Source organism: Streptomyces sp. 11x1, assembly GCF_032598905.1.
Taxonomy (GTDB): domain Bacteria; phylum Actinomycetota; class Actinomycetes; order Streptomycetales; family Streptomycetaceae; genus Streptomyces.
In genome coordinates this window covers 8,464,915-8,477,321 of sequence record NZ_CP122458.1, presented here as the reverse complement: position 1 = coordinate 8,477,321, position 12,407 = coordinate 8,464,915, and the positions used below count along the sequence as shown (strand labels likewise).

The 12,407-nt window shown below is 71.9% G+C and carries 10 protein-coding genes; 5 read left to right on the top strand and 5 right to left on the bottom strand.

All coding sequences use genetic code 11. The features are described from left to right. Window positions 1-76: 76 nt before the first annotated feature. The 3 genes from P8T65_RS37205 to P8T65_RS37195 all read left to right on the top strand — a co-directional run bounded on the left by P8T65_RS37205 (window position 77) and on the right by P8T65_RS37195 (window position 2,836). The gene (locus P8T65_RS37205) at window positions 77-772 is read left to right on the top strand and encodes an SDR family NAD(P)-dependent oxidoreductase (protein WP_316729684.1); all 696 of its coding nucleotides are present in this window, start codon (window positions 77-79) and stop codon (window positions 770-772) included. Continuing rightward, window positions 769-1,842 carry an S-adenosylmethionine:tRNA ribosyltransferase-isomerase gene (locus P8T65_RS37200; RefSeq protein WP_316729682.1) on the top strand — a complete coding sequence of 358 codons (1,074 nt, stop codon included), beginning with the start codon at window positions 769-771 and terminating at the stop codon, window positions 1,840-1,842. Before P8T65_RS37205 ends, P8T65_RS37200 begins: the two co-directional genes overlap by 4 nt. A 325-nt stretch (window positions 1,843-2,167) precedes the next feature. After that, entirely contained in the window at window positions 2,168-2,836 is a 669-nt protein-coding gene (locus P8T65_RS37195; protein WP_316729680.1) for a transglycosylase SLT domain-containing protein, read from the top strand. A 78-nt stretch (window positions 2,837-2,914) separates the two neighbouring features. On the opposite strand, the gene P8T65_RS37190 is transcribed toward P8T65_RS37195, so the two are convergent. After that, window positions 2,915-5,425: an FHA domain-containing protein gene (locus P8T65_RS37190; protein ID WP_316729678.1), complete on the bottom strand. Its 2,511-nt coding sequence runs from the start codon at window positions 5,423-5,425 to the stop codon at window positions 2,915-2,917. A gap of 241 nt (window positions 5,426-5,666) precedes the next feature. Between P8T65_RS37190 and P8T65_RS37185 the strand changes: the two genes are divergently transcribed. Further along, window positions 5,667-7,970: a streptophobe family protein gene (locus P8T65_RS37185; protein ID WP_399101780.1), complete on the top strand. Its 2,304-nt coding sequence runs from the start codon at window positions 5,667-5,669 to the stop codon at window positions 7,968-7,970. 570 nt (window positions 7,971-8,540) lie between these two features. After that, window positions 8,541-9,749 carry a phosphoserine phosphatase SerB gene (gene serB, locus P8T65_RS37180; RefSeq protein WP_184895806.1) on the top strand — a complete coding sequence of 403 codons (1,209 nt, stop codon included), beginning with the start codon at window positions 8,541-8,543 and terminating at the stop codon, window positions 9,747-9,749. Window positions 9,750-9,859: 110 nt separating this feature from the next. Here serB and P8T65_RS37175 read toward each other — a convergent pair whose 3' ends face one another. The 4 genes from P8T65_RS37175 to P8T65_RS37160 form a co-directional block, all read right to left on the bottom strand. After that, complete coding sequence (locus tag P8T65_RS37175) at window positions 9,860-10,378, bottom strand: histidine phosphatase family protein (RefSeq protein ID WP_316729673.1); 519 nt, start codon at window positions 10,376-10,378, stop codon at window positions 9,860-9,862. A gap of 97 nt (window positions 10,379-10,475) precedes the next feature. After that, window positions 10,476-10,691 carry a hypothetical protein gene (locus P8T65_RS37170; RefSeq protein WP_316729671.1) on the bottom strand — a complete coding sequence of 72 codons (216 nt, stop codon included), beginning with the start codon at window positions 10,689-10,691 and terminating at the stop codon, window positions 10,476-10,478. Window positions 10,692-10,879: 188 nt separating this feature from the next. Beyond that, window positions 10,880-10,996, bottom strand: coding sequence for an SGM_5486 family transporter-associated protein (locus P8T65_RS37165; protein WP_005477623.1), 117 nt, complete (start codon window positions 10,994-10,996; stop codon window positions 10,880-10,882). 48 nt (window positions 10,997-11,044) lie between these two features. Continuing rightward, window positions 11,045-12,373 carry an MFS transporter gene (locus P8T65_RS37160; RefSeq protein WP_316729666.1) on the bottom strand — a complete coding sequence of 443 codons (1,329 nt, stop codon included), beginning with the start codon at window positions 12,371-12,373 and terminating at the stop codon, window positions 11,045-11,047. Window positions 12,374-12,407 lie beyond the last annotated feature (34 nt).

Below are 12,407 nucleotides of genomic sequence, written 5' to 3'. Positions count from 1 at the left end.
TGGGGGCGGTGCGGTTCCTACGTTGGGATCACCGCCGCCCGGTTCGGAGGCGGGCGAGGACGAGGGGACGGATGTCATGCCGGTAGCGATCATCACGGGGGCGTCGAAGGGGCTGGGCCGGGCACTGGGCGCGGCGCTGGCGGAGCGCGGGTGGGATCTGGTGCTCGACGCCAGGGCCGCCGGGCTTTTGAAGGAGACGGCGGCGGAGTTGTCGGGGCACGGGACGCGGGTGGAGGCCCTGGCGGGGGATGTCACGGACGCCGGGCACCGGGCGGAGCTGGTGGCGGCCGCGCGGGCGCTGGGCGGGGTGGACCTGCTGGTGAACAACGCGAGCGCGCTGGGCGCCGAGCCGCTCGTACGGCTGGAGGAGCTGCCCCTGGACGGGCTGAGGCGGGCGCTGGAGGTGAATGTGGTGGCAGCGCTGGGGCTGGTCCAGGAGACGCTGCCGCTGCTGCGGGCCTCGGGTGCGGGCACGGTGATCGACGTCAGTTCGGACGCGGCGGCCGAGGCGTACGCGACGTGGGGCGGGTACGGGGCCTCGAAGGCGGCGCTGGACCAGCTGTCGGCGGTGCTGGCGGAGGAGGAGCCGGAACTGCGGGTGTGGGCCGTTGATCCCGGGGACATGGGCACGGACCTGTACGCGGCCGCAGTACCGGAGGACGACGGTCCGCGGCCGTCGCCGGCCGGTGTGGTGCCGGCCTTCCTTCGGTTGCTCGACGAGCGGCCGGTCAGTGGCCGTTACGCGGCGCCGTCGCTGCTGGAGGGGCGATGACGACGGCGACGGTGCGGGTGCCGGAGGAGCTGCACGCGCGCGTGCCCGCCGAGCAGCGCGGGCCGGGCCTCGACCGGGACGGCGTACGCCTGCTTCTCTCGCGGGGGACAGAGCGGGGGACAGAGGTGTCGCACCACGCGTTCGCGGCCTTGCCGCGGCTGTTGACGGCGGGCGATCTGCTGGTGGTCAACACCTCGCCGACGCTGGCGGCGGCGGTGGACGGGAGGATCGGGCACGCGCGCGTGGTGGTGCACTTCTCCACGCGGGGCGACGACGGCCGGTGGGCGGTCGAGCTGCGGGATCCGGACGGGCGCGGCACCACGCGCGCGCGTGCGGGCGGTCCGGCGGGGACGGAGGTGCGGCTGGCCCGTGGCGTTCGGCTGGTCCTGGAGGAGCCCCTGAGCGAGCGGGGGGAACGGTTGTGGTGGGCCCGGGTGTCCTCGTCGGCCGTCGCCGGGCTGCTCCGGGAACACGGGCGGCCCATCCGTTACTCCTACACCGATCGGGACCAACCGCTGTCCGTGTACCAGACGGTGTTCGCGTTGCCGTCCGAGGACGGGGCGGGCAGTGCGGAGATGCCGAGCGCCGGGCGGCCGTTCACGGCCCGGCTGGTGGCGGAGCTGGTGAGCCGGGGCGTGCAGTTCGCGCCGGTCTCGCTGCACACCGGGGTCGCGTCGGCGGAGGCGCACGAGCCGCCGTACCCGGAGCGGTTCGCGGTGCCGGAGGTCTCTGCGCGGCTGATCAACGCGGCGCGGGCGGGCGAGGGGCGGGTCCTGGCGGTGGGGACGACGGCGGTGCGGGCTGTGGAGTCGGCGACCGGGTCCGACGGCGTCGTACGGGCGCGGGAGGGCTGGACGGATCTGGTGGTGACGCCGGAGCGCGGGGTGCGGGCGGTCGACGGGCTGCTGACCGGGCTGCACGAGCCGGAGGCCTCGCACCTGCTGATGCTGGAGGCGGTCGCGGGGCGGGCGGCGATCGACCGCGCGTACGAGGCCGCGGTCGCGGGGCGTTATCTGTGGCACGAGTTCGGGGACGTGCATCTGATCCTGCCGGAGACGTGCCTCACGTAGCGCATTGCGTCCGCAACGGACTGTGAAGACAGCACCCGGGCCGTGTGAGGCCCCCCATAGGGCGCACATCACGTACGAAGGCGCCTAGGAGATGCATACGGGCGGTATGAGCGGGAAGGACGGTGCGATCTGTCCTATTTTGCCGGTTCCCGTACAACTAAGCAGCATCGTACGTCACGCCTTTGCCACGCGATTTTGCGGCCGCTAAGAATGGCAACCGTCGCTCGACGCCGCGGGTCATCCCGCGGCGTTTGTGCTGGAACAGCTGTGTCCCCCACCTGGCACGCAGAGCGACCTCCGCGCTATTCGAAGAGGTCCATCACTCATGCTCAAGAACGCCAAGATCCCCGGCCACAGTCTCGCGCTGACCAAGACCCACAAGCTCTCGTTCGCCGGCGTGGCCGCCTTCGGTGCCGCCGCCCTCGCGTTCTCGCTGGTGCCGGCCGAGGCTCAGACCGCCACGCAGACCGTGTCCGCGACTCCGGCGGCGTTCAGCCAGAACCCGGCCCCCGCCGCGAAGGCCAGCGTGACGAACCAGGCCGCCGACGCCGAGAAGAAGGCCGCCGCCGCTGCCGCGAAGAAGAAGGCCGAGCAGGAGCGCGCGAAGAAGGAGGCCGCGAGCCGGTCCGCCAAGCGCGCCGCCCAGGTCAAGGCCGCCGCCGCGAAGTCGTACCCGAACAACCTCGACGGCTGGATCCGCGAGGCCCTCGACATCATGAAGAAGCACAAGATCCCGGGCACCTACAACGGCCTGCACAAGAACATCATGCGGGAGTCCTCGGGCAACCCGAACGCCATCAACAACTGGGACATCAACGCCCAGAACGGCGTTCCGTCGATCGGTCTGCTGCAGGTCATCAAGCCGACCTTCGACGCCTACCACGTGCCGGGCACGAAGAAGAGCCAGTACGACCCGGTCGCCAACCTGACGGCCGCCGCGAACTACGCCGCCGACCGCTACGGCTCGATCGACAACGTCAACAGCGCGTACTGAGGCCCGCGCGGGACCTCTGAGACGAGGAAGGGCGGCACCCGGTTCGGGTGCCGCCCTTCGTACGTCACTGCCCGTGGACTACTTCCGCATGACCTCGGGCTCGTGGCGACGCAGGAAGCGGGCCACGAGGAAGCCGCAGATCACCCCGAGCACGATGAGGGCGATCATGTCGAGGCTGTACGCGCCGACCGTGTGGTCCCACAGCGGGTCGGTGTCGCCGGCCTCCTTCGGCGGGCTGATGTTGTTGAAGTCCAGCGTGGCACCGGCGGCGGCGACCGCCCAGCGGGACGGCATCAGGTACGAGAACTCGTTGACGCCGGGGCTGCCGTGCAGGGCGAAGAGGCAGCCGGTGAAGACGACCTGGACGATCGCGAACATGACCAGCAGCGGCATCGTCTTCTCGGCGGTCTTCACCAGCGAGGAGATGACCAGGCCGAACATCATGGACGTGAAGCCGAGCCCCATGATCGGGATGGAGAGTTCGAGCATGACGGCGACCTTGCCCTCACCGAAGATCAGCGCCTCGTCCGGGATCGTCCGGCTGGAGAACCCGATCGCGCCGACCATCGCGCCCTGGAACACGGTCACCGCGCCGAGGACGATCACCTTGGACATCAGGTACGCCGAGCGGGACAGACCGGTAGCCCGCTCCCGCTCGTAGATCACCCGTTCCTTGATCAGCTCTCGGACGGAGTTGGCGGCGCCCGCGAAGCACGCGCCGACCGCGAGGATCAGCAGCACCGTGGTGGCCGTGCCGTTCGGGATGGGCAGATTCGTCGCCGGGTTGATCTTCCGGACCAGCAGGTCCTTGTCCGGGTCGATGAGCAGGCTCACCGCGCCGAGGACGGCCGGCAGGATCACCGTCAGCGCCAGGAAGCCCTTGTCGGACGCGATGACGGAGACATAGCGCCGGACCAGGGTGCCGAGCTGGGAGAACCAGCCCTGCGGCTTCGGCGGACGCATCGACTGCGGCGGCGGCATGTGCACGGACTGCGGGGCGACGGCGTCGATGTCCGCGGCGTACATCTGGTAGTGCTGCGAGCCCTTCCAGCGGCCCGCCCAGTCGTAGTCGCGGTAGTTCTCGAAGGCGGAGAAGACGTCGGCCCAGGTCTCGTAGCCGAAGAAGTTCAGGGCCTCCTCGGGCGGACCGAAGTACGCCACCGAACCGCCCGGGGCCATCACCAGGAGCTTGTCGCAGATCGCCAGCTCGGCCACCGAGTGGGTGACCACCAGGACCGTACGGCCGTCGTCGGCGAGGCCGCGCAGCAGCTGCATGACGTCGCGGTCCATGCCCGGGTCGAGGCCGGAGGTCGGCTCGTCCAGGAAGATCAGCGACGGCTTGGTCAGCAGCTCCAGGGCGACCGAGACACGCTTGCGCTGGCCGCCGGAGAGGGAGGTGACCTTCTTGTCCTTGTGGATGTCGAGCTTCAGCTCGCGCAGCACCTCGTCGATCCGGGCGTCGCGCTCGGCGGCCGTGGTGTCGGCCGGGAAGCGCAGCTTGGCCGCGTACTTGAGGGCCTTCTTGACGGTCAGCTCCTTGTGCAGGATGTCGTCCTGCGGAACCAGACCGATGCGCTGACGCAGCTCGGCGAACTGCTTGTACAGGTTCCGGTTGTCGTAGAGGACGTCACCCTGGTTGGCCGGGCGGTAGCCCGTGAGCGCCTTCAGCAGGGTGGACTTGCCGGAACCGGACGGGCCGATGACCGCGATGAGCGACTTCTCCGGGACACCGAAGGAGACGTCCTTCAGGATCTGCTTGCCGCCGTCGACGGTGACCGTCAGATGGCGTGCGGAGAAGGAGACGTCACCGGTGTCGACGAACTCTTCGAGTCGGTCGCCGACGATACGGAACGTCGAGTGGCCGACGCCGACGATGTCGTTCGGGCCGAGGAGGGCCGAGCCGCCCTTGGCGATCGGCATACCGTTGACGAACGTGCCGTTGTGCGAGCCTAGGTCGCGGATCTCGAAGCGCCCGTCGGGCGTCGCGTGGAACTCGGCGTGGTGGCGCGAGACCTGGAGGTCGGAGACCACCAGTTCGTTCTCCAGCGCACGACCGATCCGCATCACCCGGCCGAGGGCCAGCTGGTGGAACGTGGTCGGACTGCGGTCGCCATAGACCGGCGGCGCCCCCGCGCCACCACCGGGGCCCTGCTGCGGGAAGCCCTGCTGCTGCGGTACCTGTGCCGCCGGCGGCTGCTGCCAGCCCGCCTGCGGCTGCGGGGTCTGCTGACCGGCGTATCCGGCGCTCGCGCCCTGCGCCGCGTACGGCTGCTGCTGGGGCTGCGCGACGGACGCGGCGGTGCCCGAGAGGCTGAGTCTCGGTCCGTCGGTCGCGTTGCCGAGGTGCACGGCCGAGCCGGGGCCGATCTCCAGCTGGTGGATCCGCTGCCCCTGCACGAAGGTGCCGTTGGTGCTGCCGTGGTCCTCGATCACCCAACTACGGCCGCCGAAGCTGATCGTGGCGTGACGCCAGGACACCCTGGCGTCGTCGAACACGATGTCCCCCTGCGGATCACGTCCGAGGGTATATGCCCTGGACGGATCGAGCGTCCAGGTTTGTCCGTTCAATTCCAGTACGAGTTCCGGCACTCCATGCCCCACTGAGTTGTCCCCCGAATTACCCCCAACACAGGGAGTCTAGGGATGTCGAACATCGGGGGGAACTATTTCAGGCTCGACCCCCTGACCGAAAGTCGGGCCTTGTGAAGAGAACGTACGAGGGCATCTCCCCGCCCCGTTGACGGGGTTGAAACCGGGCCGGAGAGTGGTAATCCCCCGCGAGGGGGACATCAGCGGTGCAACTCCGCGATGCGGATCGGGGGGTCCGACCATGAGCGACCGGTATGTTGACCATGGCAGGCGCGTGCCGTGGGGGGACGTGGTGTTCTCCGCGATCGCGGCCGTGAGCTGGGCGTTGATCGGCATGGCCGGGGCGGCGGCGCTCGGTCTGCATCTGCTGGAAGCCGACGCGGCGGGCCAACTCGGGCCCATGACCGCGGCGGTTGTGGCGCTCGGGGCGGGTGGGTCGGTGACCCCGTCCGGCGATGTGTCCGTGATGGGCCTGGAAGGGGCCCAGGCGACCACCGCCATCGAGATCACGCCACTGGGTGTCAGCCTCGTGGGTGCGCTCCTGCTGTCCTGGTTCTTCCTACGCTCCTTGCGCGGCACGGGAGTTGTCGTCCCGGCCGGCGAACTCCTCGCGCGCGCGGGCGCGGTGCTCGCGCTGTTCGCGGCCCTGATGGGCGGGCTGGCCTGGGCCGGGAACGCGGTCGTCACCCTCGACGGCAGCCGCCTCGGCATCGACGAACAACTGCCGGGCGGCGGCGACCTCGACAACGTCGAGATCCCCGGGCTCGGCGACCTCGGCGACCTCGGCGGCGGGCTGCTGCCGGACCGGCTGGGCGACCTCGCCTCGACCGACGCCAAGGTCGGTTTCACGGTCGACACCATGCCGACCGTCCTCGGCGGCCTGACCTGGTGCCTCGGCGTGCTGCTCATCGCCCTGCTGGCCTCGCGCCGCACTCCGCTGCCGCCCGGACTCGACTGGATGCACCGGGTCGCTCGGCCCGCCGTGTCCGCCATGGTCACGGTGCTCCTGGTGGCGGTCCTGGCCGGGCTCGCCGCGGCGGTGTACGCGGCGGTCGGCGACCCCCATCCGAGGCGGATCGCCGGCGCGGCCCTCCTCGGCGCTCCGAACGGGGTCTGGCTGGGCGTCCCCCTCGGCCTCCTCGTCCCCTGGGACGGCGGGGCGACCGGGGCACTGGCCGACCTCCTGCCCGACCCGCTCGGGGAACTGTTGCGCGTCGACGCGAGCGAACCCGTCACCCTCGGCCGCCTCGCCGAACTGGACGGGCGACTCTGGCTGCTCGGCCTCGCGGCGGCGCTGATGATGTTGTACGCGGGGGTGCTGACCGCCGTGCGTACGCCGTTCGTACGGGGCCCGGCTGCCACCGCTGCCGGAGGTGTGTCCGGTGCGGATGCACGGGGCGGGAGCGTGCTCGGCTTCATCGGGCGCTGCGCGCTTCGGCTAGGGGTCGCGACGGCGGTGGCACTGCCGCTGCTCGTGTGGTTGACGCAGGTGTCGGTGGACGCCTCGCTGACTCTGTTCGGCATCGACGCGTTCGACGCGGGCGTGGAGCTGCGGGGGCGGACGGCGACGGCGGTGGTGCTGGGCGCGCTGTGGGGAGCCGGGGCAGGGGCCGCCGGAGCGGTGCTGGCCTGCGCGACACGGGCAGCCGGGCTGCGGGCGTCGCCGTTGGCCCGTGGGGACGGGGGTGCGGGCGGGGCGGCGGCGACCGCCGGGCCCCAGGGGGCCGACACGCCGTCCGGACCGTACACGCCGGCTACGCCGTACCGCCCGCCGAACCCGGACACCAATCCGTACCTGAGGCTGCCGGAGGAGCTGCGGGGGGTGTCGGGGGCTCAGGGGGCGCCGCGGGCTCAGGGTTACCGGGGGCCCGGTGAGTACGGCGAGTACGGCGAGTACGGCGAGCGTCGCCAGTCCGGGCAGGGGTCGGGCGGGCGGGGCGGCGACGGGTCGGGCGGGGAGGGCCGGGGCAGGCAAGGAGGGGGCGGACGGGGTGCGGGGGGCTCCGGGGGCTCCGGGGGCTCCGGGGCGCAGGCTGTGCCGGAACCGCCTGATGTGTACGGGGCACCCACGGTGGCCCGGCGGTTCACACCGCCGTCCCAACGGCCGCGGCAGTGGCCGGGGTCGGGGGCGGGGTCCGGAGGGGGGCCGAGGCCGAGGCCGGGGTCGGGGGCTGGGTCTGGGTCAGGGGCTGGGTCTGGGTCTGGGTCTGGGTCTGGGTCTGGGTCAGGGTCAGGGTCAGGGTCAGGTTCCGGGACGGGGGCAGGTTCCGGGTCGGGCTCAGGATCAGGGTCGGGATCTAGGCCGGGATCAGGATCTAGGCCGGGGTCGGGGGCTGGGTCTGGGTCTGGGTCAGGTTCCGGGACGGGGGCAGGTTCCGGGACGGGGGCAGGTTCCGGGACGGGCTCGCGATCAGGGTCGGGATCAGGGTCGGGATCAGGATCTGGTTCGCGTTCGGGATCAGGCATCTGGCCGGCACCGCCGCCTCCACCGGAGGAGAGGCCGCCCCCGCCTCCTCCCCCGCCGCGAGGCCCACGCGGGCGGTGAGAGGCCCCGTGAGAGGCGCGGGGCGTGCCTCCGGCGGGGGCTGGGCCCCGCGGGGCGAGCCTCCAGCCGGCCGGAGCGGGGGCAGCAGGCGGCCCTACAGCGGCCCGGGGGCGGTGCCACTTTAGGGCGAGGCTTCAGCCAGCCGGAGCGGGAGCTGCCAGATGGCCCCTAGAGCGGCGAGCCACGCCAGGCAGGCCCTCCGCAGCGGCGGGTCGGCAGGACGGGCCCCCGCAGCGGCTGGGCCACCCGACCGGCCCCCACAGCCGCCGGGTCGGCCCGAGCGGCCCCCTACGGGTGGCACGGTCAGCCGGATGGGCCCCGGCCACGAACGGGGCCGCGCAAGGCGGGGCCCGAGGCACGTACGGGACCATGTCAGGCAAGCTCTCCGGCCTGCGGCGACCGCGCGGCGGCGCCCCTGGGGGCCGGCAGCCGCATTCACACGGGAGCCGGCCTCCGAGGGTGTCGTGCGGGATCCCGGTGCGCTTCAGCCGGCGGTTACCCACTGTTCTCCGTCCGCTGGGCGGACCTCAGGGGCAAAAGGCACGGGGCGCCGGATACGGTTGGCCCATCATGAGCGCTTCGCAGACCTCCTCTGACATCCCCACCCTCCTCGTCAAGATCTTCGGCAAGGACCGGCCGGGGATCACCGCCGGGCTGTTCGACACCCTCGCCGCGTACTCCGTCGACGTGGTCGACATCGAGCAGGTCGTCACCCGTGGCCGGATCGTGCTGTGCGCGCTCGTGACCGAGCCGCCCGCCGGGCAGGAGGGCGACCTGCGGGCGACCGTGCACAGCTGGGCGGAGTCGATGAAGATGCAGGCGGAGATCATCTCCGGCCTGGGCGACAACCGGCCCCGCGGTCTCGGCCGCTCCCACGTCACCGTGCTGGGCCACCCCCTGACCGCCGAGTCCACCGCCCGCATCGCCGCCCGGATCACGGCCACCGGCGGCAACATCGACCGTATCTTCCGGCTCGCCAAGTACCCGGTGACGGCAGTGGAGTTCGCGGTGTCCGGCACGGAGCCCGAGACGCTGCGGACCGCGCTGGTCACCGAGTCGGTGGCACTCGGCGTGGACGTCGCCGTGGTCGCGGCGGGGCTGCACCGCCGGGCCCAGCGGCTGGTGGTGATGGACGTCGACTCCACGCTCATCCAGGACGAGGTGATCGAGCTCTTCGCGGCGCACGCCGGATGCGAGAAGGAGGTCGCCGAGGTCACGGAGAAGGCGATGCGTGGCGAACTGGACTTCGAGCAGTCGCTGCACGCGCGCGTGGCGCTGCTGGAGGGGCTGGACGCCTCGGTCGTGGAGAAGGTGCGCAGCGAGGTCCGGCTCACGCCGGGCGCGCGCACACTGATCCGTACGCTGAAGCGGCTCGGCTTCCAAGTCGGTGTCGTGTCGGGCGGGTTCACCCAGGTCACGGACGACCTGAAGGAGCGGCTGGGCCTCGACTTCGCGCAGGCCAACACCTTGGAGATCGTCGACGGCAGGCTCACCGGCAAGGTCGTGGGCGAGATCGTGGACCGGGCGGGCAAGGCACGGCTGCTGCGCCGGTTCGCCGCCGAGGCGGGGGTCCCGCTGGCCCAGACCGTGGCGATCGGCGACGGCGCGAACGACCTCGACATGCTCAACGCGGCCGGTCTGGGCGTCGCCTTCAACGCCAAGCCGGTCGTGCGCGAGGCCGCCCACACCGCGGTGAACTTCCCCTTCCTCGACACCGTGCTGTATCTCCTCGGGGTGACTCGTGAAGAGGTCGAGGCGGCGGACACGCACGACGAGTAGGACGAGTAGGAAGAGACGAGACGAAGCACACGACAGGGGCCCGGCACCAGATGGTGCCGGGCCCCTGTCGTGCCGGGTCCCGCGTGCCGGAGGTCGGCTACGCGGCGGCGTTACTCGGTGGGCGCCCAGTAGTCGGCCAGGGTGGTCACGCCCGGCTCCAGGCTCTTCCAGGCTCCCTCGAAGGTGAGCACCGCGAAGGCGGCGGCCGGGAACCCGTGGCGGTTCATGCGCTCGCGTGCGTCGCCCTCGGAACTGCCGGCGAGGATGTCGGCGAGGCCCTGGATTCCTGGGTTGTGGCCGATCAGCACGACGTTCTGCGTGTCGTCCGGGGTTTCGTTGAGCAGGGCGATCAACTCACCGGGCGAGGCCTCGTAGATCCGCTCCTCGTAGACCGTTTTCGGCCGCTCGGGCAGTTCATGAACGGCCAACTTCCAGGTGTCGCGGGTCCTGACGGCGGTGGAGCAGAGGGCAAGGTCGAAGGGGATTCCGGAGTCGGCCAACTTGCGGCCGGCGACGGCGGCGTCCATGCGGCCCCGGTCGGCGAGCGGCCGCTCGTGGTCGGAAACCTGGGGCCAGTCGGCCTTCGCATGCCGGAAGAGGACAATCCTGCGGGATTCTGCGACGCTCATGCGTCCCAGCTTCGCACGAAACAGGCCACGGGGCGCAGGGAGTTGAAGTGCGGATACCCGCCACCGGTACATGTGCTTCCGGTGGGCCGGACGCTCGTCACGGTGTGTGGCTCGCCAGGGCGTTCCGTATGCGCTCCAGGAGGTCGGCGATCACGGGGTCCCCGTCGGCGGCCTGGGCCTGCGCGGGGTCCGAGATCAGCAGCAGGAGCGTGACGAAGGCGAGGGCGGGCAGGGCGACCGCCCACCAGGGGAGCCGGACGCCGACGCCGCTCGTGGTCGCCGGGTGGGGCCGGGGGTGCGTACGGGCCGACATGCCGCCTCCGTGGTCTGCGAGTCCTCGTGGCCGGGTCCTCCGTGGGCCCTCGCGGGTCCCCTGCGGCCACATCCCGACGTTACGGAACGGGGGCGGTCCGCCCCATCCGGTGATCCACCCACTTCACCCTGAGACTCGCCCCCTAGGGGATGGGGGGTTATCCCCACCACCGGACGACTTCCGAGCGGTCAGGGTGACGCGATGGCCGCGATGATCCCGATGACGACGAAGATGGCGAGGAACGAGCCGAAGACCAGGAGCATCTTCTTCTGGCCGTTCTGGGGGTTCGGGTCGAGCACTGGCATGCGCCCAGTCTCGCACCCCTGTCCCCGGGTGGGGCCCCCGGGTCCGCCTCAGAGGGCCGCCTCGTCCTCCACCACCCGGTCGCGGCCCGCCAGGACGCCCACGGCGATCTGCGGGAGCATCAGGGCGGCCATGAGGGCGAGGGGCAGGCCCCAGCCGCCGCTGTGCTGGTAGAGCACGCCGACGAGGAGCGGGCCGGGGATGGAGATCAGGTAGCCCGTGCTCTGTGCGAAGGCGGACAGCTGGGCGACGCCCGCGCCGGTCCTGGCCCGCATGCCGACCATGGTGAGCGCGAGCGGGAAGGAGCAGTTGGCGATGCCGATCAGCACCGCCCACGCCCAGGCGCCCTCCGCCGGGGCGAGGTGCAGGCCGCCGTACCCGAGGAGGCCGCAGACGCCCAGGGCGACCACGATCGGCCCCTGGTGGGGCAGGCGGGTGGCGAGCCGGGGGATCACGAAGGCCAGTGGCACGCCCATCACCATGGTGACGGCCAGCAACAGCCCCGCCGTGCCGGCCGGGACCCCGGCGTCGCGGAAGATCTGCGCCATCCACCCCATCGCGATGTAGGCGGCGGTGGCCTGGAGGCCGAAGAAGACGGCGAGCGCCCAGGCGGTACGGCTCCGGGTGATCCGCAGGGCGGGCGCCGCCTCGCGCGCGGTGCGCGGCGCTCCCCCGGGGTGCTCCGCGGGGCGCGCGCCCCGGTGGCGGTCCCGGAGCGACGGGAGCCACGGCACCACGGCCGCCGTCGCGAGCAGCGCCCACACCGCCAGCCCGGTCCGCCAACTCCCGCCCAACGCCTCGGTCATGGGCACGGTGATCGCGGCGGCGGCGGAGGTGCCGAGGGCCAGGGCCATGGAGTAGAGGCCCGTCATGGAGCCGACCCGGTCCGGAAACCAGCGCTTGACGATGACCGGCATCAGGACGTTGCTGACGGCGATGCCCATGAGGGCGAGGGCGCTCGCGGCCACGAACCCGGCCGTGCCGCCGGCGTACGGCCGTATCAGCAGGCCGGCGGCGACGGCGGCCATGCCCGCGCAGACGACGGTGGCCGGACCGAACCGGCGGGCGAGCCGGGGCGCCATGACACCGAAGAGGGCGAAGCAGAGCGGGGGCACGGAGGTGAGGAGCCCGGCGACGCTGCCGCTCATGCCGAGCCCGGCGCGCACCTCTTCGAGGAGGGCGCCGAGGCTGGTGATGGCGGGGCGGAGGTTGAGGGCCGTCAGGACGATGCCGACGACCAGGAGGCGGGTCCTCCACGCGCGCGTGGAGGACGCCCGGGGTTCGGCCGCGGCCCGGTCGGACACGGGTGTTCCGGACGGTGTCCGCTCCGGTGTGAAGGTCGTCGTCGAAGTCTCCTCGCTCACCATGGCACCTATCATAGAATCATAGGATGAATGCTTGTCCATGGGTCGG